Raw genomic sequence first — 25,329 nt, 5'->3', positions numbered from 1 at the left:
AGAGAGGGCGATACGATTTACTGCAGCGTAAAGCTTTGCGCCTGTACGTTGTCGGAATCCAGGCCGACAAACACGTTGAACTTGCCCGGTTCCGCGCCCCATTTCAGGCTGGCGTTGTAAAACTTGAGATCCTCTTCGGTGATCGGCAGCTCCACTTGCTGTGATTGACCGGCTCGCAGCATCACCTTTTTGAAGTTGCGCAGTTCTTTCACCGGGCGGCTGACCGACGCCGTCACGTCCTGCACGTACAGCTGCACCACGGTGGCGCCGTCATATTTTCCGGTGTTCTTCAGCGTGACGCTGGCGGTCAGTTTGCCGTTGCGCGCCATCGTCGGGCTGGAAAGTTTGAGATCCGACAGGCTGAAGGTGGTGTAACTCAGGCCGTAACCAAAGGGATACAGCGGGCCGTTAGGCGAGTCGAAGTAACGTGACGTGTACTTGCCCGGGTTTTCCTTGCCGAACGGCCGGCCGGTATTCAGATGGTTGTAGTACATCGGGATCTGGCCGACAGAACGCGGGAAGGTCATCGGCAGCTTGCCCGACGGGTTGTAGTCGCCGAACAGCACGTCGGCCACCGCATTGCCGCCCTCGGTGCCGCTGTACCAGGTTTCCAGCATCGCATCCGCCTGCTGGCTTTCCCAGCTCAGCGCCAACGGCCGGCCATTCATCAGCACCAGCACCAGCGGTTTGCCGGTCGCCTTCAGCGCGGCGATCAAATCCCGCTGGCTTTGCGGAATGGTGATATCGGCACGGCTGGAAGCTTCGTGCGCCATGCCCTGCGCCTCACCCACGACCGCTACCACGACATCGGCCTGCCTGGCCGCCTGTACCGCTTCATCAATCATCTGCTGCGGCGGGCGGGTATCAAACACCACCGCCGGCTCATACTCGTTCAGATAGTCGATAATGCTTTTGTCCTGGGTAATGTTGGCGCCCTTGGCGTAGAGGATCTTCGCCTTGTCGCCCACCGCATGCTCCAGCCCCTGGCGCAGGGTCACCGACTGCTTGACCACGCCGGCCGCCGACCAACTGCCCATCACGTCACGCTGGCTGTCGGCCATCGGCCCAACCAGCGCAATGGTGCCTTGCTTGCTCAACGGCAGCGTCTGCTTGTCATTCTTCAGCAGCACCAGCGTTTTGCGCGCCACTACGCGCGCTTCGGCGCGGTGCAGACGGCTTTCGGCATTGGTGTCCTGCGGATCGGAACCTACCGGGCCAAGGTGGTTATACGGATCTTTGAACAGGCCCATATCATATTTGGTGTTCAACACATCGCGGCAGGCGCGATCGATATCGCTTTCCGAAACCAGCCCGTCCTTCACCAGCCCCGGCAGGTATTGGTCGTAGTATTCGTCGCTCATGCTCATGTCGACGCCGGAAGTGATCGCCAGCCGCACCGCATCGCGCGCATCTTCGGCCACACCGTGCTTGATCAGCTCTTTAATCGCGCCGTGATCGCTGATGGTAATGCCGCCAAAGCCCCACTGGCTGCGCAACAGATCTTTCAGCAGCCACGGGTTGGCGGTGGCCGGAATACCGTTGATCGCGTTGAGCGATACCATCACCCCACCGCTGCCGGCATCTACCGCTGCCTTATACGGCGGCAAATAGTCCTGATACATTTTCAGCGGGCTCATATCGACGGTGTTGTAATCGCGGCCACCTTCGGTGGCGCCATACAACGCGAAGTGTTTAACGCTGGCCATCACTGAACCGGGCTGAGACGGATCGCCGTTCTGGTAAGCATCGACCATCACTTTGGCAATTTTGGACACCAGCCAGGTGTCTTCGCCGAAGCCTTCCGATACCCGACCCCAGCGCGGATCGCGGGTGATGTCGACCATCGGCGAGAAGGTCATGTTCAGGCCGTCATCGCTGGCTTCCTGAGCCGATACCCGGCCGCTGAGCGCGATGGCTTCGAGATCAAAACTGGCCGCCAGCCCCAGGCTGATCGGGAAGACGGTGCGTTGACCGTGTACCACGTCGTAGGCGAAGAACAACGGGATTTTCAGGCGGCTGAGCTGCATGGCCTGATCTTGCATCGCGCGGATATCCGGCCGGGTGACGGTGTTGAAGATAGCGCCAATCTGGCCCTTGCTGATGCCGTCGCGGATAGCTTCTTTCGGGTTGTCCGGCCCGACGCTGATTAAGCGCAACTGGCCGATTTTTTCTTCCAGCGTCATCTGTTTCATCAGGTTGGAAACGAAAGCATCACGCTGCTGGGCATTAACTCCTTGCGCCGCCCCGCTCTCCTGCGCAAAAACCGGGCTGATCGCCAGGCCGGACAGCAAACTCACCACACAAAGCCATTTCATATTGTTTTGTCTCAGGCATGTTCCCGCCGCAGCCTGCGACGGAGAGGATTAATCAAAGTGGAAAAACAGTGTGACATACTCTTTTTCACCGCAGAAATAATTTGTAATGTTAAAGGTTACAAGCTGTTAGCGGAGGCGGATAAGCCGTTCTTCAGCCGTGCGCGGCTTTGCTCCGCCTCTTCGCCCAGAAAATTGACCAGCGTGGCTAATGTCGCGGGCATCAGCGCCCGTTCAGGATAGACCAAATAGTAGGCCGCGCCGCTGACCACGCTGAGCGGGAACGGCGTAACGACGCGCTGCGCCTGGATATCCTCCTCCAGCAGGCACAGATCGCCGATGGCGATGCCAAAACCTTGCAGGGCGGCGCTCATCGCCAAATCCAGAGTATCAAAATGCTGCGCCTTGCCGGAAGGCAGCGTCTCCAGCCCTGCCGCCTTCAACCACAGCAGCCAGTCGCGGCGATCGCGCGTGGGGTGCAGCAGGGTTTTCTCCGCCAGATCGGCCGGGGTTGGCGGGCGGGCCAAATCGGGAAGATAAGACGGCGTGCAGACCGGCGTGAGGATTTCATCGAACAGGTGATGCACCGCCAGCTTTTTACCCTGCGGCTGGCCGAACACCACCGCAGCATCGAAGTGCTCTGCGCTGAAATCCAACCCGTGCGATACCGAAGCGGTCAGTTCGATATGCATTTCCGGACGCTCGTTTTGCAACCGGATAATGCGCGGCAACACCCAGCGCATGGCGCAAGTCGGGCACTTGATGCGTAACGTGCCCGGCTGCGCCCCAACCCGCGCCAGCGCCTCGCCCAGTTGCCCCAGCGCCTGCTGCACCGGCGCCAACAACATGGCGCCCTGCGGGGTCAACGTCAACCCGCGCGCCCGGCGGCTGAACAGCGGATAGCCCAAATGCTGCTCCAGCCCGAGGATCTGACGGCTGACCGCGCCTTGCGTCAAGTGCAGTGTCTGGGCGGCATGAGTGAAATTAAGGCGCTGAGCCACCACCACAAAAGTTTTCAAAACGTCGAGCGACGGCAGAGATGTCTGCATAGCGGGTTCCTTAATCTCGCCAATTAATAATCACGGGCATATCCCCTAAATAATTGGAGTTGCATCCAGGCGGCAAGCGAGGGAATCCCGATGAGCTTACTCAGGTAAGTGATTCGGGTGAGTGAACGCAGCCAACACAGATGCAGCTTCAAGTATGACGGGGATAGCCATGACTTTAACTCATGGCTAGTATGACAAACATTCCCTTGTCCGCCTACCGGCACTGATGCTTAATCAAGCAATACTTCCCCCGCTCCAGGAGCCAATCATGCAGAGCGCCTGCTCACAACGCTCGAAGTTGCCGGATGTCGGCACCACTATTTTCACCGTAATCGGCCAGCTCAGCGCTGAACATCAGGCACTGAATCTGTCGCAGGGCGCACCGAACTTCGCCTGCCAGCCGCAACTGGTCGACGCAGTGGCGCAAGCCATGCGCGCAGGTCATAACCAGTACGCACCGATGAGTGGTGTGGCCGCATTACGCGCTGCGCTGGCAGATAAAGTTGAACGATTGTATGGCACACGTTATGACGCCGACGAAGAAATCACGGTCATCGCCAGTGCCAGCGAAGGATTGTATTCCGCTATCAGCGCGCTGGTGCACCCGGGCGACGAGGTGATTTATTTCGAACCGGCGTTCGACAGCTACGCGCCGATTGTCCGCCTGCAAGGTGCCACGCCGGTAGCCATCAAGCTGTCGCTGCAGGACTTGCACATTGACTGGGACGAGGTCGCCGCCGCCATCACCGGCAAAACGCGGATGATCATCGTCAACAGCCCGCACAACCCGACCGGCAGCGTGTTCGGCGAGCATGACATTGAGCGCCTGACCGCCCTGACGCGCAATACCGATATCGTTATCCTGTCCGACGAGGTTTACGAACACGTGGTATTCGACGGCGATATTCACCACAGCATGGCGCGCCACCCGCAATTGGCCGAACGCAGCGTGATTGTGTCGTCGTTTGGCAAAACCTATCACGTCACCGGCTGGCGGGTCGGTTATTGCATGGCGCCGGCGGCGCTGATGGATGAGATCCGCAAGGTGCACCAGTTTATGGTGTTCTCCGCCGATACGCCGATGCAATATGCCTTCGCCGAAGCGCTGAGCAATCCGCAAAGCTATCTGGGGCTGGCGGATTTCTATCAGCAGAAACGCGATTTGCTGGCCGGCGCTTTGCAAGATTCGCGCTTTGAATTATTACCCAGCCGTGGCAGTTTCTTTATGCTGGCCCGCTTTAGCGGTTTCAGCAGCGAAAGCGACAACGATTTTGCGGTGCGTTTAATCCGTGAAGCGAAAGTCGCGACTATCCCGCTGTCGGCGTTTTACAGCGACGGCACCAACACCGGCATCATCCGGCTGAGTTTTTCAAAAGATAACGAAACCCTGCTGGAAGGCGCACGCCGTCTGTGTCAGGTGTAATGCATTCACTTTTGGTTTGACCATGGGAAAAAGGCACTGACTATGAAATCACTGAAAACGCTGATCGCTGTGGGCTGCCTGCTGGCCGCCGGTTCCTCTCTGGCGGCGGAAAACACGCTGCGCTTCGGCCTGGAAGCGCTGTATCCGCCGTTCGAATCCAAATCCGCCAGCGGCAAGCTGGAAGGCTTCGATATCGATCTGGGCAACGCGGTCTGCGCCGCAGCCCAGTTGAAATGCAGTTGGGTCGAGACCTCGTTCGACAGCCTGATCCCGGCGTTGAAAGCTCGCAAGTTTGACGCCATCAACTCGGCGATGAACGTCACCGACCAGCGCCGCCAGGCGATTGACTTCACCGACTCTATCTATCAGGTGCCCAACCGCCTGATCGCCAAAGCCGACAGCGGCCTGCTGCCGGACGCCAAGTCGCTGGCGGGCAAACACGTCGGCGTACTGCAGGGGTCGATTCAGGAAACCTACGCCAAGGCCCACTGGGCGCCGCAGGGCGTAGACGTCGTCTCCTATCAGGATCAGAACCAGGCGTACCTTGACCTGACCGCCGGCCGCCTCGACGCCACGCTGGTGATGGCGCCGTCAGGGCAAAGCGGCTTCCTGGCGCGTCCGGACGGCAAAGGCTTCGCTTTCGTCGGCGATGCGGTCAGCGATGACAAGATACTCGGTGAAGGCATCGCCTTCGGCCTGCGTAAAGGGGATGACGCGTTGAAGAAAAAGCTGAACGACGCGATCGTAAAAGTGAAGCAGCAAGGTACCGTGACCGCGCTGGCGAAGAAGTATTTTGGCGATATCGACGTGACGGTGAAATAAGCGCATCCTCTCTGCCGTTCACAATGAGCAAGGCGACGCTGGGGGATATCTTTTTTAGGTTTACCTCTGTCTAACCCATAAAAATGGCTCCGTTGCTAACTGGAGCCATTTTCACATCAAAAACTTAAGCTTTCAGCTTACGCCGCAGCTCACTCATTGAAGCTCGCGTGCTCAGTTTATTACCAGTCACGTCGGCCTCACAGTCTTTTCCGTAAACCCCTGAAGTTCCGCAAAGCAGACGTTCTGTCTCCGCTACGAGTAAACTCTTCATAGTCTTACGGTGCCTGTTCATGACCATGTCGACAGCCACTTCACGGGCAACAACTTTAGCAGATGATGACATAATCCCTCCCCGTCGACGTTGACTTAAAGGCTCTCATATTTGGTGGCAGAAGCGGTGTAATACTCTTTTTCACCCTTCCCGTTTTGACATTAACACGGGGTGTTGTGCTCAACCCAAGCAAACAATCATAAATCTCAACCAGATCTGCCTGTCGCTTAGCTCCAGTTTGAGAGGGGGGAGCCGCTTGAAAAACAAAACCACCGATATTGAATGTATTGTAGTGCTCCAGCATAAGCGATGCAACATTGAGCAATACCGTTCCATTCCCCAGTCCCTTGCTGGAGTAATGGAGGAAATTGCCAAATGATTCAATATCATGAAAGCGGTCAAAATAAACTTCCGCCATGAGAGGAGCAGGAAAACTGCAGGCTTGAGGAAGTGTATACCCTAATTGGTTAAGCTCGTGTTCTGAGTTTATATGTCTGGCTACCACAGAATAAAACTCACCCGATACCATAAATTTATAAGAGTAATGAGTCGCTCGATCATAGGTAAAACGCTTGCGCTCCCAACCACAACCATCGTCAGGGAGTACTTCGTCGTAGTGCATTCTAACGTACATTAGTATCAGGAATTCCTTTTAACTGAGACTAGATAACAACAATGCTTTCCCTTAAGAACCTTCGGGTATTACCTGCTCTTAAGAACAAAAAGATGAACGTGATAACTTTTATGAGGCTGGAACTCCCTTGGACCAGCCTCATAAATACCTTTTTACCAAAAAACAACGCGAGAAATATCCGATATTACCGATCGAACACCGAGCTGTTCAGCGCGCGATCTTGCTGATGGCGCTCCAGCGCCAGCTCGATCAACCGGGTAATCAGCTCGCTGTAGCTGACGCCGCTGGCGGCCCACAGTTTGGGGTACATGCTGATATTAGTGAAACCCGGCAGCGTGTTGATTTCGTTAATCACCACGTTGTTGTCCGGCGTCAGGAACACGTCAACGCGCGCCAGGCCAAAGCATTCCAGCGCCCGGAACGCTTTTAGCGCCACGTCGCGGATCTTGTCGCTGACTTCCGGCGCGATCTCCGCCGGCACCACTACCTTCGCGCCCTGCTCATTGATGTATTTGGTGTCGTAGGAGTAAAAAGCATCGCTCAGCACGATTTCACCGCACAGGCTGGCCTGCGGTTCGTCATTGCCCAACACCGCGCACTCAATCTCACGGCCGACAATCGCCGACTCCACCAGCACCTTGTGATCGAAGCTGAACGCCAGCGCCAGCGCTGCGTCAAAGCCGGCCCGATCCTGCACCTTGCTGACGCCCACCGAAGAGCCCTGGTTAGCCGGTTTGATAAACAACGGCAGGCCCAGACGCTCGCTAAGCTGATCGAAACCGTATTTGCCGCGGTTGGTGCGCGTCAGGGTGACAAAGGGGGCCACCGCCAGCCCGGCATCGCGCAGCAGGCGTTTGGTGACGTCTTTGTCCATGCTCACCGCCGAGCCCAACACACCGGCGCCGACGAACGGCATATTGGCCATCCGCAACAACCCTTGCAGTGAACCGTCCTCGCCCAGCGTGCCATGCACGATCGGGAATACCACGTCGAGCTGGCCCAGTGCGCCGGCGCTGCTCGCCTCAATCAGTTGCTGTTTCTCCTGACCGGGGATCAGCGCCACATTTTTATTTGAGCGGTTCAGCGCGATCAGCGCCGGGTTTTCCGCATTCAGCAGGTAATTGGAGGCATCGTTAATGTGCCATTGCCCCTGCTTGTCGATCCCCAGCAACGTGACGTCAAACTTCTCTTTGTCGATAGCGTCCACAATGTTTTTTGCCGACTGCAGCGACACTTCATGCTCAGCCGATTTACCGCCAAAGATCACCCCAACCCGTAATTTAGTCACGCCCTGAATCCTTCTGAAAAATCATGCAAAAAAAGTCGTTTATCACAATAAACGCATTGTCCGACGGCGGCAATCGTTGTCGCCAGGAAACTTCTTATGCCACGGAATGTACAATCCCCACCATCCAAACCATATACACTTCGTATATTATTCCTTTAAGGAGCAGCCTATGGGCATTGTGAAAATTTCAGACGCGCTGCATGACGATCTGCGCCTCGCCAGTCTGACGATGACGCGTTCGATCAACGCGCAGGCGGAATACTGGATCAAGATCGGCATGCTGGCGGAGTTCCATCCAGAACTGACCTACCCTCAACTGGTAAAAAAAATGATGAAAGATAACGCGCTGACGCTGAAGGAGATTGTCGGGTGAAACAGATTGTGATCAAAACGCCGGAAGAAATCGCCAAAATGCGTCACTCTGGCGCACTGCTGGCCAAGGTGTTTGCTATGCTCGATGGGGTGATTGGCGAAGGCATGTCGACCATGGAAATTAACGATCGCGCCGAAGCCTTTATCGTCGATGAGCTGAAATCGCGCCCGGCCAGTAAAGGCCAGTACGATTTCCCTTACGTGCTCAATACCTCGATCGACGACGTGATCTGCCACGGCATTCCTTCGGCCAGCAAAATCCTGCGTTCCGGCATGATCGTTAACGTCGACATTACGCTGGAAAACGGTGGTTACATTGCCGACTCCAGCAAAATGTACTGCATCGGCCAGACAACGCCATTGGCCAAACGGCTGGTGAACAACGTATATGAGTCCTTGTGGCAAGGCATCCGCGCGGTGAAGCCGGGCGCGACGCTGGGGGATATCGGCCATGCCATTCAACAGCATGCGGAACAGGCCGGTTACAGCATAGTGCGTGAATACTGCGGCCACGGCATCGGCCGCGACATGCACGAGGAACCGGCAGTGATGCACTTCGGCCTGCCGGGCACCGGCATGGCGTTGCAGGAAGGCATGGTATTTACCATCGAACCCATGATTAACCAGGGCGACCACCGCATTAAGCAGAAGAAAGACGGCTGGACGGTGGTGACCCGCGACAAAAAGCTGTCCGCTCAATGGGAGCACACCGTGGCGGTCACCGCCGACGGCGTGGAAATTCTGACGCTGCGTGACGAAGAGCGTCAGGCCGGGTACGCGGAACGTTATTAAGCTACCAGGCCAGTAAGTTACCAAGGTATTAAGCCAGCAGGCTACTCAATTAATTTACCCTCTGGATTTCAAACGGCGATAACGACAAGAACCGCAGGTCATGTAGGGGCGCTGCATGCGGCGCCCACGTGAATCGGGACAACTCTCTTCGTCCCCGGGGAACCGCGCCGCCGTTTGAAAGACGATCGGTATGACAGGGAGATCGGCATGACGCAGTCAGGTAATCAGGCATTTCTCGCTCAGCTCAAAGACATCGTCGGCGGCCCGCAGTTGTTGACCGGCGAACGCAGCACAGAACGTTATCGTAAGGGGTTTCGCTCCGGCGAAGGCAAAGCGCTGGCGGTGGTGTTCCCTACCCGCCTGTTGCAGCTGTGGCGAATACTGGAGGCCTGCGTGGCCGCCGACAAAATCGTCATTATGCAGGCGGCGAACACCGGGCTGACCGAAGGTTCGACGCCCAGCGGCAACGATTATGACCGCGATATCGTCATCGTCAGCACCCTGCGGATCGATCACGTTCAGGTACTGGACAACGGCAAACAAGTGGTTGGCTTCCCCGGCAGCACCCTCAATCAGCTGGAAAAATTGCTGAAACCCTACGGCCGCGAACCGCATTCGGTGATCGGCTCCTCCTGCATCGGCGCTTCGGTGATTGGCGGCGTGTGCAATAACTCCGGCGGTTCGCTGGTGAAACGCGGCCCGGCCTATACCGAAATGGCGCTGTACGCCCAGTTGGGTGAAGACGGCCAACTGCGGCTGGTGAACCATTTGGGGATTAAACTCGGCGACACGCCGGAAGAGATCCTCACCCGGCTGGAGAAAGGCGACTACCGGCCGGAGGACGTCGAGCACGGCGAACTGCGCGCCTCCGACAACGAATACGCCAGCCGGGTGCGCGACGTCGATGCCGATACCCCATCCCGCTTCAATGCGGATAAACGCCGCCTGTTCGAGGCCTCCGGCTGCGCCGGCAAACTGGCGGTGTTTGCGGTGCGCCTGGACACCTTTGAGAAAGAAGGCAAAGAGCAGGTCTTTTATATCGGCACCAACGACACCGCCGTGTTGACCGAACTGCGTCGCCATATGCTCGGCAAATTCGACAATCTGCCGGTGGCCGGCGAATACATGCACCGCGATATTTTCGATATCGCCGAAGTGTACGGCAAAGACACCTTTATGATGATCGACAAGCTCGGCACCGATCAAATGCCGCGTTTCTTCACCCTGAAAGGCCGCGTGGACGCCAGCTTCAACAAACTGCCGCTGCTGCCGCACAACCTGACCGACCGGCTGATGCAGGGCCTGAGCCACCTGGCCCCCAGCCATTTGCCGAAGCGGATGAAAGAATACCGCGAACGCTTTGAACATCACCTGCTGCTGAAAATGGCCGGCCCCGGCGTCGACGAAGCGCAGCGGTATCTGAGCCAATACTTTGCCCAGGCCAACGGCGCATTTTTCGCCTGCACCGCAGACGAAGGCAAAAAGGCCTTCCTGCACCGTTTCGCCGCCGCCGGCGCTGCGGTGCGCTACCATGCGGTACATGCCGACAAGGTAGAGGATATTCTGGCGCTGGATATTGCGCTGCGCCGCAACGATACCGAGTGGTTTGAAACCCTGCCGCCGGAAATCGACAGCCAACTGGTGCACAAACTGTATTACGGCCACTTTATGTGTCACGTCTTCCACCAGGATTACGTGGTGAAAAAAGGCGTCGACAGCCACGCGCTGAAAGAGCAAATGCTGGCGATCCTCGACCGACGCGGCGCGGAGTACCCGGCCGAGCATAACGTCGGCCATCTGTACCACGCCAAGCCCGATCTGCAGGCCTTCTACCAATCCGCCGATCCGACCAACAGCTTTAACCCCGGTCTCGGCAAGACCAGCAAGCGGAAAAACTGGGCCGGCAATACCCGGTAACATTTCCGCCTTCGGCCCGCGCCCCCGGCATACGGGGGCAAAGCCGAAGATCCCTCTGCGCCTTCGGCCCCTCTCTCCCCTATCGTCTAGACTTAAAGACCGGTGCAGCCGCTTTTGCTGCGCCGTTCAAGGCGTATGTCATGCGTCACCATCCGCGACGAGAGGAACTCTTCATGCCATACCAAACGGTAAACCCTTTTAACAACCAACTGATCAAAGAGTACACACCGCATACCGACCAGCAGGTCGAACAAGCGCTGGCAAAAGCTGACGCGCTGTATCACTCCGGCTGGGCCAAGGGCGATATCGACCAGCGGCTGCCGGTACTGCACAAGCTGGCGGACCTGATGGAGAGCCGGGTTGAGGAACTGGCGAAAATCGCCAGCCAGGAGATGGGCAAGCTGATCGCGCAAAGCCGCGGCGAAGTGAAGCTCTGTGCCCAGATCGCCCGCTACTATGCCGACAACGCCAAAAAATTTCTCGCGCCGGTGCGCTATGAGTCCAGCCTCGGCGAAGCCTGGGTAGAGCATCATCCGATCGGCGTGCTGATGGCGGTGGAGCCGTGGAACTTCCCGTTCTACCAGTTGATGCGCGTGCTGGCGCCCAATCTGGCCGCCGGCAATCCGGTGCTGGTGAAGCATGCCGGCATCGTGCCGCACTGCGCGCAGGCCTTTGAACAATTGGTCGCCGAGGCCGGTGCGCCGCAAGGCGCCTACACCAACCTGTTTATTTCGCAACAGCAGGTGGCGAACATCATCGCCGACGACCGGGTGCAGGGCGTGGCGCTGACCGGCTCGGAAAAGGCCGGTAGCATAGTCGCCTCGCAAGCCGCAAAGGCACTGAAGAAATCTACGCTGGAGCTGGGCGGTAACGACGTATTCGTGGTGCTGGACGACAGCGATATCGCCAGAGCCGCCAAGATCGGCGCGCAGGCGCGGCTGAGCAATGCCGGCCAGGTGTGCACAGCAGCCAAACGTTTTATCGTGCAAGAAAAAGTGGCGGAGCCCTTCCTGCAAGCCTTTACCGAGCATTTCCGCGCGGTGAACATCGGCGATCCGCTGGATGAAACCACCACGCTGGGGCCGCTGTCTTCCCGCGAAGCGCTGGAGGGGCTGGCCAAACAGGTCGACGCCGCGGTGCAAAACGGTGCCAAACTGCATTACGGCGGCAAGCCGATACCGCATGACGGCAATTTCTTCGAGCCGACGATCCTGACCCACATCAGCCGTGACAACCCGGCGTATTTCGAAGAGTTCTTCGGCCCGGTGGCGCAGATCTACGTGGTCAAGGATGACGACGAGATCGTCAAACTGGCCAATGACTCTCACTACGGCCTCGGTGGCGCTATTTTCAGCACGGATATCGAACGCGCCAAAAAGCTGGCCTCGCGCATCGAGACCGGCATGGTGTATATCAACTCGTTGACCGACACCGCACCCGAGCTGCCTTTTGGCGGCGTGAAGCGCTCCGGCTTCGGCCGTGAACTGTCGGATCTGGGGATCAAAGAGTTTGTGAACCAGAAACTGGTGGTGGTCAGCAAAAACTAAACCGCCCCCTCGGCGGGAGGCGTTAATTTTATGTTGCGCCTCCCGCCGAACTTCACTATCTTTGATGCCGTAATCACTCCCTGCTTTCAGGAATATCAATGGCTCAGTTTGCGCACATCACAGACCCAACGAACACGCCGCTTCCGGCCGTCGTTCAACTGTGCGCATCTTCCGCCCCTCCAGCCGTTTTCTCTGTCGTCACTGCGGTTGCCGCTTACCCGCCACGCTCTGTGGTTGTGCGCTAAGCCAAACCGAATTTTACCTCCAGCTTTCTTTATTTGCGCCCAGGCGTAGACCGCCGCGCGTGCTGGAACTTGCCATTTTCACGACAGGTGAAACCGAATGCGATTTATCACTCAATGGGCCAATGCCGGCCTGGCTACGCTGTTCGTCCTGCTTTGGAGCAGCGGCGCAATTTTCTCCCGCTTGGGGCTGGAGCATGCCTCTGCCTTCGCCTTCCTTTTCTTCCGCTGCGCCATCGCTCTGGCGCTGCTGCTGGCAATCGGCCTGTGGCAGCGGCAATGCCTGCCCGTCCGCGGCACCCGGTGGCGCGTGGCATTGATCGGGCTGCTGATGATCGGCAGTTACCAGATTAGCTATCTGCTGGCGTTGGAACAGGGTATCACGCCCGGCGTGCTGGCGACGCTGCTCGGCGTTCAGCCGATACTGACCCAGTTCATTACCGAACGCCGCTGTACCGGGTTGCGCGGCCTCGGCCTGTTGCTGGCGATGGCCGGGCTGACGCTGGTGGTGTATCAAAGCCTGGCGATCGCCCACTTCTCCTTGCCCGGCATGCTGTGCGCTTTTATCGCGCTGGCCTGCATGACCGCCGGCACGCTGTTGCAAAAAGGCATGAGTCAGCCGCCGCTGGCGGTGTTGCCGTTGCAGTACGCCGTCGGATTGCTGATGTGCTCACTGGTGTTACCCTTCGAGCCGCTGCGGGTCGAGTGGAGCATGGCGCTTGTCGTGCCGCTGCTGTGGATGGCGGTGGTGATTTCCGTGCTGGCCACCTTCTTGCTGTACCGGTTGATCCAACGCGGCAATCTGGTGCAGGTCACCAGCCTGTTTTACCTGATCCCGGCGGTCACCGCCCTGTTGGACTACCTGCTGCTCGGCCATGCGTTGGCGGCAATGAGCATGCTGGGCATGGCGGCCATCGTACTTGGCGTAATGCTGGTGTTCCGTAAGCCGTAAAAAGCAAAAGCCCCTCATGCCAAGTGGCATGAGGGGCAATATCAAAACATCGTTTTCAGAATAACCAGGAACCATACCCCCACAGCAGCACCGTTACCCCGAGCAGAAACTCGAGCAGCAGGATGCCGATGGCAAAGGTAGAACTGGAGAAGATAAAGCCTTCTTTACTGTCGATATTCAGGAAATGAGGAATACCCAGATTCAGCAGATAGCCCGAATAGCACAGGCCAATCACGCCGACAAACAGACAGAGCCACACGACGGGATAGAGCGCGACAATACCGCTCAGAAACATCGGGGTTGCGACATAGCCGGCAAACACCATGCAACGGTGCAAACTCGGGCGTGCTTCATAACGCCGCGCCATCCAGTGGATCACTTTCCCCATGATCGCCACACCCGCCAGCATCAACAGGTAAAACGCCACTGCGGTATAAAATGCGGTAAACATATCGAGCCGGATCGCATGGCCTTCGCCGGAGAGCCAGCCCAACTGGGTGGTGCCGATAAAGGCGCAGACCACAGGGATCGCCGCCAGTAGCAGCACATGATGGGTGTAAAGGTGCGAGACGCTTTCGTTCTCGCTTTTAATGTGTTCGAACTCGGTGCTTGGATGCGCCAGAAGTCCCCAAACATGATTAACCATGAGACACCTCCTCCATCGCCGTAGGTCGCGATCGGCGAACGAATTTACCCCTCCGACGGATTGTTGACCGTGCGAGGATTGCGGCCACGGGGCTCTCTCCCCTGTACTTATTATAGTCTTTCGCTGAAAAAACGTTCGGAAAACGCAGACGCAGCGGCAGTTTGTTTTATAATCCCCCGATTGAGCAAAGCCATGAGGACTGCCATGTCATCTGCCATCACTCTTCGCCAGGTCGGCATTGTCGAGGTCGACGCCGGGCAAAATGTCACTGTGGTACAACCCAGCAACCTGTACGGTTGCCGACTCGGCGACGACGTGTTTGTCGGGCCCTTTGTCGAGATCCAAAAAAACGTCAGCATCGGCGCTCGCAGCAAAATCCAGTCACACAGTTTTATCTGCGAATATGTCACCCTCGGCGAAGACTGTTTTGTCGGCCATAACGTGACCTTCGCCAACGATCTGTTTAAAGAGGGCGCTCCGAACGCCGATGCCGCCAGTTGGGGCCGTACGCAGATTGGCGATCGGGTTGCCATCGGCTCCGGCGCCACCGTGCTGGCGGTGAACATCTGCAGCGGCGCGGTGATCGGCGCCGGAGCCGTGGTCACCAAAGACATCACCCGTAAAGGGATCTACGCAGGCAACCCGGCACGCCTGCTGAGAGAGCTGGACCCATGAGCCAGGCTATCCATATCGCCGCCGTCGCCCAGTTGCCCGACGGCTATCTGGAAAGCTGCGATTTCAGCTTTTCGGTCACCCACTATGCCCAACCGATTTTCGATACCCCGGTCGACAGTTGGCCACTGCGGCCGGTCACGCCGTTTCGCAAGAACTATCCACTGGCCCCCTTCCTCAATGAAGAGAGCGAAACCTTTCTGGCACGTCATCGGGGGGAAGCCGTCGGCCACACCACGCTGAGCAAAAACTGGAACGGCTATGCGCTGATTGAAGAGATTGTCGTCAGCGCCCACGTGCGCCGCCTGGGCGTCGCCACCGCCCTGCTGGATGCCGCGCGCCACTGGGCGCAGCAGCAGGAAACCCCGGGGTTGATGCTGGAAACGCAAAACAATAATCTGATTGCCTGCCGCTGTTATCAGCGCTTCGGTTTTATTCTCGGCGGTATCGATCACCTGTTGTATCGCGCTCAGCCGGATATTGCCGACCATGAAATCGCGTTATTTTGGTATCTGCCGTTTAATAACGAGATCGGTTACTGATTATTGGCCAGCGTTTAGGCTATGTTTATTTATTAACCACCCGCCTCATGGTGAGAACTGTTATCATTTATAGGGTAACGGACTGAAACCATTGGAGGGTAAAATGTACAAGGTTGTTCCATTGATGTTAGTTATAGCGATGAGCGGATGCGCAGATAAAAGTCCTCAGCGGCCAATTGATGAACCCGGTGCCGCAGTCACGCCCCCTGCGGTAGCGCCCATAAACCTGGACAGCGAGACGTTAAGCAAGCTCAACGACATTCTCGCCAAACAGGCTACCTGGCCGGCCGGGCAAGACAACGGCCAGACTATCAATCTGATCTCTCAGCAATTTCTGGGTACGCCTTACGTTGCCAACATGCTGATAGGCTCTCAGGACACGCCGGAAAAGCTGGTGATCGACTTCCGCGGCCTGGATTGCTTTACCTATATCGACTACGTCGATGCCCTGAGCAAATCGCACAATCAGGCTGAATTCGTTCAACGCCTGATCCAGACCCGCTACGCCCATAGCGAAATCAGCTTCCCGCAGCGCAAACATTTCTTCACCGACTGGGCGCAGGTCGCCAAAACAAACGTGACCGACATTACCGCTCAACTCAGCCCGCACGCGGTGACGCAGATGAAAAATCTGAACCAAAAGGCCGACGGCGGCAGCTATCTGCCCGGTCTGAAAAATGTGCGGCGCAGCATCACTTATCTGCCCAGCGATTTTATTGACGATAAGGTGCTGGCCCAGTTGCGCACCGGCGATTACATCGGTATCTACACCCATCTTGCCGGGCTGGACGTCACTCACACCGGCATCTTTATCATGACCGAAAACGGCCCGATGTTGCGCAATGCCTCTTCTCGCAAGGAAAACATGAAGGTAGTGGACTCGCCCTTTATGGACTATGTGATCAACACGCCCGGCATCGTCGTGCTGCGCGCAAAATAACCGCCCCTCCAGCCCCGATGGCTTTCAGGGTGCAATCTGAAAGCCATAGTCTCTATAAAACTTCCTGTTATTACCTATAACCCTTTGTGCTGAGCAAGCGTTTGACTTCCCTGCGGCTTCAGGCTTAGCTAACAGCACAAAACCAACTGATTTTACTGTTTTTTTCAGGGAGAACACGATGTTAAAGACCTGGCGTTTTACCGCCGTGATGGCGGCGTTTGCCGCCACGCTGGCACTGCAGGGTTGCGATAAGCCGGTAGACCAGAACCTTATCAAGGTCGGGGTTATCAACGGCGCGGAGCAGGACGTGGCGGAAGTCGCCAAACAGGTAGCGAAAGAGAAATACGGCCTGGAGGTTGAACTGGTCGGTTTCAGCGGCTCTCTGCTGCCGAACGACGCCACCGATAAAGGTGAGCTGGATGCCAACGTATTCCAGCACCGGCCGTTCCTCGAACAGCAAAATAAAGATCACGGCTACAAACTGGTGGCGGTGGGCAATACCTTCGTGTTCCCGATGGCCGGCTATTCGAAAAAAATCAAATCGCTGAAAGAGCTGCAGGACGGCGCCGTTATCGCTATTCCGTTGGATCCGACCAACCTCGGCCGCGCGTTGCTGCTGCTGGAGAAAACCGGCCTGATTACCCTGAAACCGGGCAAAGGGCTACTGCCAACCTCGCTGGATATCAGCGCCAACCCGCATAACTACAAGATTATGGAGCTGGAGGGCGCTCAATTGCCGCAAGTGCTGGATGACCCTAAAGTCACGGTAGCTATCATCAGCACCACCTACATCAACCAGACCGGGCTGACGCCAACCAAAGACGGCATCTTTATCGAAGACAAAGATTCGCCGTACACCAACATCATTGTGACGCGTGAAGACAATAAAGACGCGCTGAACGTGCAAAACTTCGTCAAGGCCTACGAGTCGGATGAAGTGGCCAAAGCCGCCGAGAAAATTTTTAACGGTGGTGCGGTAAAAGGCTGGTAAGCAAGCGGTTCCCTTCCTTGCGGGTGCCATTTTCGGCGCCCGCCACTTTCCTGAAAATATCCCCTTCCGCGCTATTGACCCTCACGTCGCGTCAGGCTTTAGTATCCCTGCACGCACTGGGGAGGAGCACGTCATGTTATTAAAAGTGGGCGAACTGGCCCGCCGTTCCGGCATCACCGTCAGGACACTGCATTATTACGACAGCATTGGTTTGCTGATCCCTTCTGCGCGTTCCGACGCCGGCTACCGTTTATACAACCGGGCTGACATCACCCGCTTGCACCATATTCAGGCGTTGCGCCGAATGGGAGTCCAGCTTGCGGAGGTCGGGGCACTTCTGACACGTTCCGGGGTAACGTTAACCACGGTGATTGAACAGCAGATAACCATGCTGGATCGGCAGTTGGCGCAGACCGTAGCGCTACGCGATCGTTTGCAGCATATGCATGCCCAGCTCACCGCCGGGGACGAACCGGAATTGAACGACTGGCTGACTACGTTGGAGTTAATGACCATGTACGACAAATATTTTACCGCCGACGAACTGGCGCAACTGCCCTTCTATCAGGCCGATCAGGCGCGCAATCAGGAATGGGCCGAGCTGGTGAGCAGCATGCGCCAGTTGATCGACGGTGGCGTCGAAGCGCAAGCGCCGCAGGCGCAGGCCCTGGCGCGGCGTTGGATGCAGATGCTGGAACGCGATACCGCGCTTAATCCGGCGTTTCTTACCCGGCTTAACGCCATGCACGCCGACGAACCCTCAATGCGTGAACAGACCGGCATCACCCCGGCTGTGACCGATTATGTCACCCGGGCCTTTGCCGAAACCAAGCTGTCGATCTACCAAAAATACCTGTCGGCGGAAGAATACGCCTACGTGCGCCAACACTACTTTACCCGCCTGCACGAATGGCCGGCGCTGATCGCCCAGTTCCATCAGGCGCTAAGAGACGGCGTGCCGCCGGAGTCCGTCCAGGCGAAGCAACTGGCGGCCAAATGGCTGGCGCTGTTCCAGTCTTATGCCGGCACCGACCCGGCCACCCAGATGAAAATTCGCCAGGCGATGGAACAAGAGCCGACGCTGACCGAAGGCACCTGGTTGACCCCGGCGCTGCTGAGCTATCTGCAACAGGCAGTGGCGCAGCTGATGCGGGGCTAGGCAAGGTTATCCACCAGCCGGGTGATCCCCACAACGCCCGCGTAACACTCCAGTAAAAACGCCGTCACGGCGGCGATGCCCGGTGCATGGCGAATATCGTCATGCACCGTTAGCCAGACTTCGCGCCGCAGCCCAAGCGGCGGCGCCAAGCGTTCAAGCCCCAGTTCCTGCGCGACAAAATGCGGCAGCAGCGCAATGCCCGCGCCAGCCGCAGCGGCGGCAGCCTGAATCATCAGGTCGTTGCTGCGCATCACCAGCGGCCGGGGCCCGGCCTGCTCCAGCAACCATTTTTGCTGCGCCGAAGCGGCCCGTTCATCGTGATAGCCAATAAACCCCCGCTCCGCCTCCGGCGTGTCTCGCAGATAACCGGCGTTGGCGTACAGCCCGAACTCGACGGTGCCGATTTTTCTCGCCACCAGATCGCTTTCAGTGACGCGGCTGAGCCTGATGACAATATCCGCCTCGCCACGCAGCAGCGATACGTTGGCGGTATCGGCCAGCAAAACCAGTCGCAAATCCGGATAACGGCGCTGCAACTCGGCAATACGCGGGGCAATCAGCTTCAACCCCATCACCGGCGGCACGCTCAACGTAACCTCGCCCGCGATGCCCTGTCGCCCGCTGAGGGCGGCGCGGCTGACGGCGAAAGCGTTGAGCGTCATGCTGTCCCCTTGCGCCGCGATGCGTTGCCCGTCGGCGGTAAGCAGGTAGCTGCGCGGGCGGCGATCCACCAGTTTTAACGCCAGCGATGCTTCCAGGCTGGCAATGCGGCGGGCAACGGTGGCGTGATCGACCTGCAAACTGCGGGCGGCGCCTGACAGCGACTTCTCGCGCGCAAACACCATGAAGTAGTGCAAATCTTCCCAATTGAACATGGGTATTTTCTCACATCACAAGTGAATATATAGGGGATTTTACCGCAACAATCCGTGGCGCAAACTGTTTTTGTTTATTCCACACCACAGGAAATCACCATGAAAACTTCGCTGCCGCTGGCCTATCTGGGGGTGATTATCGCCACCTTTTTCTGGGGTACCAACTTCAATGCCGGTGCCTATATCATCGCCCATCAGCCGCCGATCACCGCGTCGATTGAGCGTTTCAGCCTGGCGACGCTGGCGCTGTTGCTGCTCTTCGGTCCGCGCGGGCAGTTACGCTTCAGTACGCTGAAGAGCAACTGGCCGGCCTACCTTGGGCTGGGCGTGCTCGGCTTTACGTTGTTTAACCTGTGCACCTTTTTCGGCCTGCAATCCACCACGCCGATCAACGGTGCGCTGATCCTCGCCACCACGCCGCTGTGGACAATGCTGTTCGGGGTATTTTGGGAGCATGAAAAACTGAGTGGGTCACGCGCCGCCGGCCTGCTGGCGGGTTTTATCGGCGTAACGCTGGTGATCGCCAAAGGCAGCCTGCAAACGCTGTTGCGGTTGGAAATCAACCCCGGCGACGGCATTATCCTGCTCGGCAGCCTGGCTTGGGCGCTGAATATGGTCGGTACCCGGCGGCTGGTGCATAACGCCACCGCCATCGAAACCACCAGCTATTCGATGCTGTTCGGCACGCTGGCGCTGCTGCCGCTGGGGTTTATCTTCGAAAACCCGCTGCAAAGTCTGTCTTCCGCCAGCTTCAGCGTGCATGCGGCAGTGGTTTATCTGGCGCTGTGCGGCTCGCTACTGGCCTATCTGCTATGGTTCAACGGGCTGGAAAAAATCGGCTCGATGCGCACCGCCATTTTCTTCAATCTGGCTCCGGTGTTTACCATGCTGGTGGCCACCCTCACCGGTACCGCACCCAACGTTTGGCAATTAGTCGGGGCGGTCTGGGTTATCCTCGGCGTGCTGCTGGCCTCCGGCGCAGTAAAACACCTGCTGCCGCGGCACCGGGCCAGCAGACAACTATAGTTTTTTTTATCACCGGCATAAAAAAGCCCAATTTACCTTGCCGTCGGACGGGGAGCATAATGCGTTTATCTTCTGATTTTTCAAGGTAAACAAAGAACTCTTATGCCCCTTTCCGCCCCGTTGATCATCACCGACGCCACGCCGGATGATCTGGCCGCCGTACAACAGATCTACGCCTACCACGTGCTTTACGGCGCGGCATCCTTTGAAGAAACGCCGCCCACATGTGAAGAAATGCAGCAGCGGTGCAGCAAGGTACAGGAAGCCGGGCTGCCCTGGCTGGTCGCCAAACGGGAAGATCGCGTGGTGGGCTACTGTTACGCCACGCCCTATCGGCCACGCCCGGCCTACCGCTTTACCGTAGAAGACTCGGTGTATATCGCCGAAGGTCTTCAGGGTCATGGCATCGGCAAAGCGTTGCTGGCCGAGCTGATCGCCCGTTGCGAACGCGGCCCCTGGCGGCAGATGCTGGCGATCGTCGGCAATGCCGAAAACAATCAAGGCTCGCTGGCCCTGCATCGGACATTGGGCTTTACCAGCGTGGGTACGCTGAAGGCGGTAGGATTCAAACTGGGTGAATGGCGCGACACACAGATCATGCAACGCGCGCTGAGTGGCGGCGACGGCAGCCGGCCGTAACGGCAGCTACGGGGTGCGCAACACGCACCCCGCGATTATCAGGCGGTAAAGCGCGCGCGGATAGCCCCCAGAGCCGAAACCACCAACAGCACCACGCCGCCGGCAACCAGGCCGAACACCACGTTGAGCAAAGCGGGGATCACCCCCTGCAGAATATGGCCGAAGGTCGGTACGACGGTAGCGTACGACGCCCAGTCTTCGAACAAATGATGCACCGGAGGCAGACCGTGGGTCAGAATGCCGCCGCCGACCATAAACATGGCGACAGTACCGACGATCGACAGGGTTTTCATCAGGTAAGGTGCGGCACTGACAATGCCATTGCCGATCGAGCGCGCCAGCGCGCTGGTTTTGCGGCTCAGGTACAATCCCAAATCGTCGAGCTTGACGATGCCGGCCACGATACCGTAAACGCCGATCGTCATCACAATCGCGATGCCGCTCAACACAATCACTTGCTGGCTAAAGCTCGCACCGGCCACGGTGCCCAGAGTGATGGCGATAATCTCGGCGGACAGCACGAAATCGGTGCGAATCGCCCCTTTCACCTTGCGCTGTTCATAGGCCGCCACGTCTTCATTGGCGTCCAGTTCTTCTTTTTTCTCCTCCCCTTGCTTGCCGTGAGTCAGGCTGTGGAACACTTTTTCAAAGCCTTCGTAACACAGGTAAGCGCCGCCCACCATCAGCAGCGGCGTGATCGCCCAGGGGGCGAATGCGCTGATCAGCAACGCCAGCGGCACCAGAATCAGTTTGTTGATAAACGAACCTTTGGCCACGCCCCACACCACCGGCAGTTCGCGATCGGCCTTTACCCCGCTAACCTGTTGCGCATTCAACGCCAGATCGTCACCCAGCACCCCGGCGGTCTTCTTCGCCGCCATTTTTGTCATCAGCGAGACGTCGTCCAGCAGCGAAGCGATGTCGTCGAGTAAAGTCAGTAAGCTACTTCCGGCCAAAATGGTCATCCTTATCAAATTTCATTAAACCCTTGCCCGTTTAGCATAGCGGTAAACGCCCCTGAATGGGTATAGGAGGATGTCGCGGTTGGTCAGGTAGCCGGCACGTTCAACTGCCAGGAGAGGCCAAAGCGATCGTTCAGCCAACCGAAACGTGCGCTGAAGCCGTAGTCATCGAGCGGCATCAGCACTTCACCGCCCTCCGCCAGGCGGGCGAATACCCGTTCCAATTCGGCTTCGGTCGCCAAATTAACGTGGAGAGACACCGCCGGGGTAAAGCTGAAATCATGGCTGACCGGGCTGTCGCTAAACACCAGATGCTGTCGGTCAAAATCTATCGAAGCCTGTTTGATTCGCCGCTGCCCGTCGGGCGTCTCGTCGTAATGCAGCAGTTGCTGAACCTTAAAACTGCCGAACAGCCCGCTGTAAAGATCGATAGCCTGCCGGGCGTTGCCCTGAAACATGATAAAGGTTGCAACCTGGCTCATAGGAATCCTCTCTCGCATACGATAGGGTATTTAGTGATCATAGCGGATGAAGCAACCGCCGCCGCCAAAAAGGAGGAAAGATGGCAATCACCTATCGCCTGGCACAGACAACGGATCTGGCCGGCCTTCAGGCGCTGTATCAGGAATTGCGCCCACAGGATCCCCCGCTGCGCCCGGATGCCGCCCTGCGCACTTTGCAACGTTTGCTGGACAACCCGGCAATTCGCCTGGTGGTTACCGCCGACGGTGAACAGCCGGTCGCGACCTGCATGCTGGCGATGGTGCCGGGGTTGGTTCATCAGGCTCAGCCATTCGGTATCATTGAACACGTGGTCACGGCACCGCCGTACCGCGGGCAAGGCATTGCCCTGGCGATGCTGGAATACACCTTGCAACTGGCATGGCGTAAAGGGTGCTACAAAGTGATGCTGCTTTCCGGCCAACAGCGCACCGGGGCGCACCAATTGTATCTGCGCGCCGGATTCGACGGCGATCGGGAAAGGGGTTTTGTCATCAGGCGCCCTGAGGGCCGATAGCGGCCTGCGGTGGAAACCGCAGGCCAGACCGGGATTATTCGGTTTCGTTCTTCGCCAGACGGGCGTCTTTTTGGCGGCGATAGTCGCGGGCAGCGGCCGGGATCGGCGTTACCTTGCCGGTTTCGATCCAGGTGCGCAGGCGGTTGGCGTCAGCAAAATGCGTGTACTTGCCGAACGCGTCCAGCACCACCAGCGATACCGAGCGGCTGCCGATCATGGTGCGCATCGCCAGGCAATGCCCCGCTTCGTTAGTGAAGCCGGTTTTGGTCAGTTGGATGTTCCATTTCGGGTTGTACACCAAATGGTTGGTGTTGCGGAACGGCAGCGTGTAGTTAGGATCCTTGAAGCTCGCCATGCGCTCGGTGGTGGTGCTGAGCTGGCCAATCAGCGGATATTGCTTGGTGGCGATCAGCAGCTTGGTCAGGTCACGCGCAGTCGAAACGTTATGAATCGACAACCCGGTCGGCTCCACATAATGGGTATTGGTCATACCGAGCGCTCTTGCCTTGGCGTTCATCGCCTTGATAAAGGCACCGTAACCGCCCGGATAGTGATGCGCCAGGCTGGCGGCGGCGCGGTTTTCCGACGACATCAGCGCCAGCAGCAGCATGTCTTTGCGGGTGATTTCGCTGTTCAGGCGCACGCGAGAATAAACGCCTTTCATTTCTGACGTCTGGTGAATGTCCACCGACAGCATTTCATCCAGCGGCAGATGGGCATCCAGCGTCACCATGGCGGTCATCAGCTTGGTGATGGAGGCGATCGGCACCACTTCATCCGGATTGCGCGCATACATCACTTTGTGGGTCTGCATATCCACCACCATCGCACTGCCGGAAGCCAGTTCAGGCTGGGCGGCATGGGCGGCGGCGTTATTTTCGCTGGCCAGCGCGCGCGGCGCGATGCCTGCTCCCGCCTGCAAAGCGAGCAGGGTTAGTACCAAAACACGTATTTTCACATGCATTACTCTGTCACTGGAGAAGATGAAGGTCTGATTTGGCAGAATTATATGTGAGGGATCTCAAGTTGGCACTGGGATTATACGCCCCCATTTGTGACAAATTCTGTCGGACAGAATATTGCGCAAACCGCGAGCGCTCTGGGGTGAGCGCCCGCGAGAGAAAAGTTACAGTGCCGGTTGCCACGCCGCCTGCGGCAACAGATACAAACCGGGAGCCTGGCGGGCGCCGTCGCCGACGATATGGCCAATGCCCGCCGCCATCACCGCCAGCGTCACATCGAAGGCGTTCAGGCTGTCGCCGTAGCCCGCCGTCAGGTTGAACATCGACCCGTTGGCCAGTAAATAGACCTTTTTCTCGCCCAGTTGGTAGGCGTTCACAAACGGCATAGGCTCGCTGTGCGGCAGGGTCTTCAGGAAGCCGACGTCAATTTCGGCCGCCACGTGGCCGACGTTGAGAATAAACACCCCGTCCTTCACCTGTTGCAGATGCTGCGCCGACAGCACGTTTTTCGCCCCGGTCGCCGTGGCGATCACGTCCGCCTGGGTAACCGCCGTGGCCAGGTCGACCACCGCCCAGCCGTCATAACGCGCCTGCAATGCCCGCGCCGGATCGATTTCCGCCACGACAACCTGCCCGCCGTAGGCTTTCGCCGCCGCCGCAACGCCCTGCCCAACCAGGCCATAGCCAATCACCAGCACGCATTTTTCATGCAGCGTCAGATGCGTGGTCTGGAAGAAGGTATGCCAGGCGGTGAGACCGACCATATGGCGGTTATGCAGCCCTTCTTTCACCGGCAGATCGTCCCAATTGAAGATCGGGTAGCGCGGCGCCATGCCGTTCAGCCGGCTGATGCCGGAGCCGGTCGCTTCCAGGCCTGCGATAATCTGCGGGCCTGCGGCCGACTGGTGCAGGCGGGTCGTCAGATCCGCGCCCATTTCGCACAGGTGGGTCGGTTCCCAGGCCAACGCGCGATCGAAGGATGCCGACCAGTCCTCATCGCTCATGTCACGCCAGGCGTGAGCCTGCGCGCCACGCCGCTCCAGCCAGGCGACCACGTCATCCTGCACCGTGGTCGGGTTGCAGGTGGTCAGGTAAACCGCCGCGCCCTTGCCCAGCAGGCCCGCCACCAGCGGTGCCATTTTCAGATCCAGGTGCATGTTGCACGCCAACCGCACGCCGTTCAAATCCGGCAGCGCCGCAACCGCCGCGCGGGTGCGCGGCATATGGCGCATCGCCCAATCCAGCTCGCTCTCAAAATCCTGATACATCTGTTGCT

At 57.9% G+C, this 25,329-nt stretch carries 25 protein-coding genes; 15 read left to right on the top strand and 10 right to left on the bottom strand.

Translation table 11 applies throughout. From position 1 onward, the window contains the following. Window positions 1-17: 17 nt before the first annotated feature. Together bglX and ACTJJ1_RS00470 are read right to left on the bottom strand one after the other, a co-directional pair. Window positions 18-2,315: a beta-glucosidase BglX gene (gene bglX, locus ACTJJ1_RS00475; protein ID WP_004942014.1), complete on the bottom strand. Its 2,298-nt coding sequence runs from the start codon at window positions 2,313-2,315 to the stop codon at window positions 18-20. A 116-nt stretch (window positions 2,316-2,431) separates the two neighbouring features. Next, entirely contained in the window at window positions 2,432-3,361 is a 930-nt protein-coding gene (locus tag ACTJJ1_RS00470) for a LysR substrate-binding domain-containing protein (RefSeq protein WP_037432448.1), read from the bottom strand. A gap of 268 nt (window positions 3,362-3,629) precedes the next feature. Between ACTJJ1_RS00470 and ACTJJ1_RS00465 the strand changes: the two genes are divergently transcribed. After that, window positions 3,630-4,784, top strand: a complete 1,155-nt coding sequence (locus tag ACTJJ1_RS00465; RefSeq protein WP_004942010.1) for a pyridoxal phosphate-dependent aminotransferase — start codon at window positions 3,630-3,632, stop codon at window positions 4,782-4,784. A gap of 42 nt (window positions 4,785-4,826) precedes the next feature. Then, window positions 4,827-5,606: an ABC transporter substrate-binding protein gene (locus ACTJJ1_RS00460; protein ID WP_004942008.1), complete on the top strand. Its 780-nt coding sequence runs from the start codon at window positions 4,827-4,829 to the stop codon at window positions 5,604-5,606. 326 nt (window positions 5,607-5,932) lie between these two features. Here ACTJJ1_RS00460 and ACTJJ1_RS00455 read toward each other — a convergent pair whose 3' ends face one another. Together ACTJJ1_RS00455 and ddlA are read right to left on the bottom strand one after the other, a co-directional pair. Continuing rightward, window positions 5,933-6,499: a hypothetical protein gene (locus ACTJJ1_RS00455; RefSeq protein WP_440831950.1), complete on the bottom strand. Its 567-nt coding sequence runs from the start codon at window positions 6,497-6,499 to the stop codon at window positions 5,933-5,935. 196 nt (window positions 6,500-6,695) lie between these two features. Then, window positions 6,696-7,799 carry a D-alanine--D-alanine ligase gene (ddlA, locus tag ACTJJ1_RS00450; RefSeq protein WP_004942006.1) on the bottom strand — a complete coding sequence of 368 codons (1,104 nt, stop codon included), beginning with the start codon at window positions 7,797-7,799 and terminating at the stop codon, window positions 6,696-6,698. A gap of 169 nt (window positions 7,800-7,968) precedes the next feature. Here ddlA and ACTJJ1_RS00445 point away from each other — a divergent pair, with 169 nt between their 5' ends. The 5 genes from ACTJJ1_RS00445 to ACTJJ1_RS00425 all read left to right on the top strand — a co-directional run bounded on the left by ACTJJ1_RS00445 (window position 7,969) and on the right by ACTJJ1_RS00425 (window position 13,621). Continuing rightward, the gene (locus ACTJJ1_RS00445; RefSeq protein ID WP_006324220.1) at window positions 7,969-8,172 is read left to right on the top strand and encodes a ParD-like family protein; all 204 of its coding nucleotides are present in this window, start codon (window positions 7,969-7,971) and stop codon (window positions 8,170-8,172) included. After that, window positions 8,169-8,963, top strand: a complete 795-nt coding sequence (gene map, locus ACTJJ1_RS00440; protein WP_004942002.1) for a type I methionyl aminopeptidase — start codon at window positions 8,169-8,171, stop codon at window positions 8,961-8,963. Before ACTJJ1_RS00445 ends, map begins: the two co-directional genes overlap by 4 nt. A 207-nt stretch (window positions 8,964-9,170) precedes the next feature. Next, the gene (gene dld / locus ACTJJ1_RS00435; RefSeq protein WP_440831947.1) at window positions 9,171-10,880 is read left to right on the top strand and encodes a D-lactate dehydrogenase; all 1,710 of its coding nucleotides are present in this window, start codon (window positions 9,171-9,173) and stop codon (window positions 10,878-10,880) included. Between the two features lie 173 nt (window positions 10,881-11,053). After that, the gene (locus ACTJJ1_RS00430; protein ID WP_208904754.1) at window positions 11,054-12,427 is read left to right on the top strand and encodes an NAD-dependent succinate-semialdehyde dehydrogenase; all 1,374 of its coding nucleotides are present in this window, start codon (window positions 11,054-11,056) and stop codon (window positions 12,425-12,427) included. A 342-nt stretch (window positions 12,428-12,769) separates the two neighbouring features. Next, window positions 12,770-13,621, top strand: coding sequence for a DMT family transporter (locus ACTJJ1_RS00425; protein WP_440831945.1), 852 nt, complete (start codon window positions 12,770-12,772; stop codon window positions 13,619-13,621). A 55-nt stretch (window positions 13,622-13,676) separates the two neighbouring features. Here ACTJJ1_RS00425 and ACTJJ1_RS00420 read toward each other — a convergent pair whose 3' ends face one another. Further along, a complete protein-coding gene (locus ACTJJ1_RS00420; protein WP_004941995.1) occupies window positions 13,677-14,267 on the bottom strand; it encodes a Yip1 family protein in 591 nt (196 codons plus the stop codon). Window positions 14,268-14,471: 204 nt separating this feature from the next. On the opposite strand from ACTJJ1_RS00420, the gene ACTJJ1_RS00415 reads away from it, so the two are divergent. From ACTJJ1_RS00415 to ACTJJ1_RS00395, 5 genes are all read left to right on the top strand, one after another. After that, window positions 14,472-14,942: an acyltransferase gene (locus tag ACTJJ1_RS00415; protein ID WP_004941993.1), complete on the top strand. Its 471-nt coding sequence runs from the start codon at window positions 14,472-14,474 to the stop codon at window positions 14,940-14,942. Then, complete coding sequence (locus ACTJJ1_RS00410) at window positions 14,939-15,481, top strand: GNAT family N-acetyltransferase (RefSeq protein ID WP_440831943.1); 543 nt, start codon at window positions 14,939-14,941, stop codon at window positions 15,479-15,481. Before ACTJJ1_RS00415 ends, ACTJJ1_RS00410 begins: the two co-directional genes overlap by 4 nt. A gap of 103 nt (window positions 15,482-15,584) precedes the next feature. Then, entirely contained in the window at window positions 15,585-16,421 is an 837-nt protein-coding gene (locus ACTJJ1_RS00405; protein ID WP_004941988.1) for a DUF1460 domain-containing protein, read from the top strand. Between the two features lie 178 nt (window positions 16,422-16,599). Next, window positions 16,600-17,412, top strand: coding sequence for a MetQ/NlpA family lipoprotein (locus ACTJJ1_RS00400; protein ID WP_004941986.1), 813 nt, complete (start codon window positions 16,600-16,602; stop codon window positions 17,410-17,412). Between the two features lie 133 nt (window positions 17,413-17,545). Beyond that, a complete protein-coding gene (locus ACTJJ1_RS00395; RefSeq protein WP_110605888.1) occupies window positions 17,546-18,571 on the top strand; it encodes a MerR family transcriptional regulator in 1,026 nt (341 codons plus the stop codon). Here the strand turns inward: ACTJJ1_RS00395 and ACTJJ1_RS00390 are convergent. Beyond that, the gene (locus tag ACTJJ1_RS00390) at window positions 18,568-19,446 is read right to left on the bottom strand and encodes a LysR family transcriptional regulator (protein ID WP_004941982.1); all 879 of its coding nucleotides are present in this window, start codon (window positions 19,444-19,446) and stop codon (window positions 18,568-18,570) included. The genes ACTJJ1_RS00395 and ACTJJ1_RS00390 overlap by 4 nt on opposite strands. A 99-nt stretch (window positions 19,447-19,545) precedes the next feature. Between ACTJJ1_RS00390 and ACTJJ1_RS00385 the strand changes: the two genes are divergently transcribed. Both ACTJJ1_RS00385 and ACTJJ1_RS00380 read left to right on the top strand, forming a co-directional pair. Further along, the gene (locus ACTJJ1_RS00385; protein ID WP_004941979.1) at window positions 19,546-20,472 is read left to right on the top strand and encodes a DMT family transporter; all 927 of its coding nucleotides are present in this window, start codon (window positions 19,546-19,548) and stop codon (window positions 20,470-20,472) included. Between the two features lie 102 nt (window positions 20,473-20,574). Continuing rightward, a complete protein-coding gene (locus ACTJJ1_RS00380) occupies window positions 20,575-21,111 on the top strand; it encodes a GNAT family N-acetyltransferase (RefSeq protein ID WP_004941977.1) in 537 nt (178 codons plus the stop codon). A 38-nt stretch (window positions 21,112-21,149) separates the two neighbouring features. Here the strand turns inward: ACTJJ1_RS00380 and ACTJJ1_RS00375 are convergent, their stop codons facing one another. Both ACTJJ1_RS00375 and ACTJJ1_RS00370 read right to left on the bottom strand, forming a co-directional pair. Beyond that, window positions 21,150-22,067, bottom strand: a complete 918-nt coding sequence (locus tag ACTJJ1_RS00375) for a DUF808 domain-containing protein (protein WP_041417324.1) — start codon at window positions 22,065-22,067, stop codon at window positions 21,150-21,152. 92 nt (window positions 22,068-22,159) lie between these two features. After that, the gene (locus ACTJJ1_RS00370) at window positions 22,160-22,555 is read right to left on the bottom strand and encodes a VOC family protein (RefSeq protein WP_004941975.1); all 396 of its coding nucleotides are present in this window, start codon (window positions 22,553-22,555) and stop codon (window positions 22,160-22,162) included. 80 nt (window positions 22,556-22,635) lie between these two features. Here ACTJJ1_RS00370 and ACTJJ1_RS00365 point away from each other — a divergent pair, with 80 nt between their 5' ends. Further along, a complete protein-coding gene (locus ACTJJ1_RS00365; protein ID WP_004941974.1) occupies window positions 22,636-23,091 on the top strand; it encodes a GNAT family N-acetyltransferase in 456 nt (151 codons plus the stop codon). 34 nt (window positions 23,092-23,125) lie between these two features. On the opposite strand, the gene pbpG is transcribed toward ACTJJ1_RS00365, so the two are convergent. Both pbpG and ACTJJ1_RS00355 read right to left on the bottom strand, forming a co-directional pair. Next, on the bottom strand, window positions 23,126-24,055 hold the full coding sequence (pbpG, locus tag ACTJJ1_RS00360; protein ID WP_440831938.1) for a D-alanyl-D-alanine endopeptidase: 930 nt from the start codon (window positions 24,053-24,055) through the stop codon (window positions 23,126-23,128). A 162-nt stretch (window positions 24,056-24,217) separates the two neighbouring features. After that, window positions 24,218-25,321: an adenosylhomocysteinase gene (locus ACTJJ1_RS00355; protein ID WP_440831936.1), complete on the bottom strand. Its 1,104-nt coding sequence runs from the start codon at window positions 25,319-25,321 to the stop codon at window positions 24,218-24,220. Window positions 25,322-25,329 lie beyond the last annotated feature (8 nt).

Origin of the sequence: Serratia sp. 22264 (assembly GCF_052045345.1) — a bacterium.
GTDB classification, from domain to species: domain Bacteria; phylum Pseudomonadota; class Gammaproteobacteria; order Enterobacterales; family Enterobacteriaceae; genus Serratia; species Serratia plymuthica.
The sequence above is the reverse complement of the archived record's forward strand: the minus strand, read 5'-3'. Positions and strand labels throughout refer to the sequence as shown.

Coding starts and splice junctions, on each gene's coding strand:
- ACTJJ1_RS00355 (WP_440831936.1), bottom strand. CDS start 25,321: ATGTATCAGGATTTTGAGAGCGAGCTGGATTGGGCGATGCGCCATATG.
- ACTJJ1_RS00430 (WP_208904754.1), top strand. CDS start 11,054: ATGCCATACCAAACGGTAAACCCTTTTAACAACCAACTGATCAAAGAG.
- ACTJJ1_RS00365 (WP_004941974.1), top strand. CDS start 22,636: ATGGCAATCACCTATCGCCTGGCACAGACAACGGATCTGGCCGGCCTT.
- ACTJJ1_RS00390 (WP_004941982.1), bottom strand. CDS start 19,446: ATGTTCAATTGGGAAGATTTGCACTACTTCATGGTGTTTGCGCGCGAG.
- ACTJJ1_RS00460 (WP_004942008.1), top strand. CDS start 4,827: ATGAAATCACTGAAAACGCTGATCGCTGTGGGCTGCCTGCTGGCCGCC.
- ACTJJ1_RS00425 (WP_440831945.1), top strand. CDS start 12,770: ATGCGATTTATCACTCAATGGGCCAATGCCGGCCTGGCTACGCTGTTC.
- ACTJJ1_RS00385 (WP_004941979.1), top strand. CDS start 19,546: ATGAAAACTTCGCTGCCGCTGGCCTATCTGGGGGTGATTATCGCCACC.
- dld (WP_440831947.1), top strand. CDS start 9,171: ATGACGCAGTCAGGTAATCAGGCATTTCTCGCTCAGCTCAAAGACATC.
- ACTJJ1_RS00455 (WP_440831950.1), bottom strand. CDS start 6,499: ATGCACTACGACGAAGTACTCCCTGACGATGGTTGTGGTTGGGAGCGC.
- ACTJJ1_RS00400 (WP_004941986.1), top strand. CDS start 16,600: ATGTTAAAGACCTGGCGTTTTACCGCCGTGATGGCGGCGTTTGCCGCC.
- ACTJJ1_RS00420 (WP_004941995.1), bottom strand. CDS start 14,267: ATGGTTAATCATGTTTGGGGACTTCTGGCGCATCCAAGCACCGAGTTC.
- ACTJJ1_RS00405 (WP_004941988.1), top strand. CDS start 15,585: ATGTACAAGGTTGTTCCATTGATGTTAGTTATAGCGATGAGCGGATGC.
- ACTJJ1_RS00380 (WP_004941977.1), top strand. CDS start 20,575: ATGCCCCTTTCCGCCCCGTTGATCATCACCGACGCCACGCCGGATGAT.
- ACTJJ1_RS00415 (WP_004941993.1), top strand. CDS start 14,472: ATGTCATCTGCCATCACTCTTCGCCAGGTCGGCATTGTCGAGGTCGAC.
- ACTJJ1_RS00370 (WP_004941975.1), bottom strand. CDS start 22,555: ATGAGCCAGGTTGCAACCTTTATCATGTTTCAGGGCAACGCCCGGCAG.
- ACTJJ1_RS00410 (WP_440831943.1), top strand. CDS start 14,939: ATGAGCCAGGCTATCCATATCGCCGCCGTCGCCCAGTTGCCCGACGGC.
- pbpG (WP_440831938.1), bottom strand. CDS start 24,055: ATGCATGTGAAAATACGTGTTTTGGTACTAACCCTGCTCGCTTTGCAG.
- ACTJJ1_RS00465 (WP_004942010.1), top strand. CDS start 3,630: ATGCAGAGCGCCTGCTCACAACGCTCGAAGTTGCCGGATGTCGGCACC.
- ACTJJ1_RS00470 (WP_037432448.1), bottom strand. CDS start 3,361: ATGCAGACATCTCTGCCGTCGCTCGACGTTTTGAAAACTTTTGTGGTG.
- ACTJJ1_RS00395 (WP_110605888.1), top strand. CDS start 17,546: ATGTTATTAAAAGTGGGCGAACTGGCCCGCCGTTCCGGCATCACCGTC.
- bglX (WP_004942014.1), bottom strand. CDS start 2,315: ATGAAATGGCTTTGTGTGGTGAGTTTGCTGTCCGGCCTGGCGATCAGC.
- ACTJJ1_RS00445 (WP_006324220.1), top strand. CDS start 7,969: ATGGGCATTGTGAAAATTTCAGACGCGCTGCATGACGATCTGCGCCTC.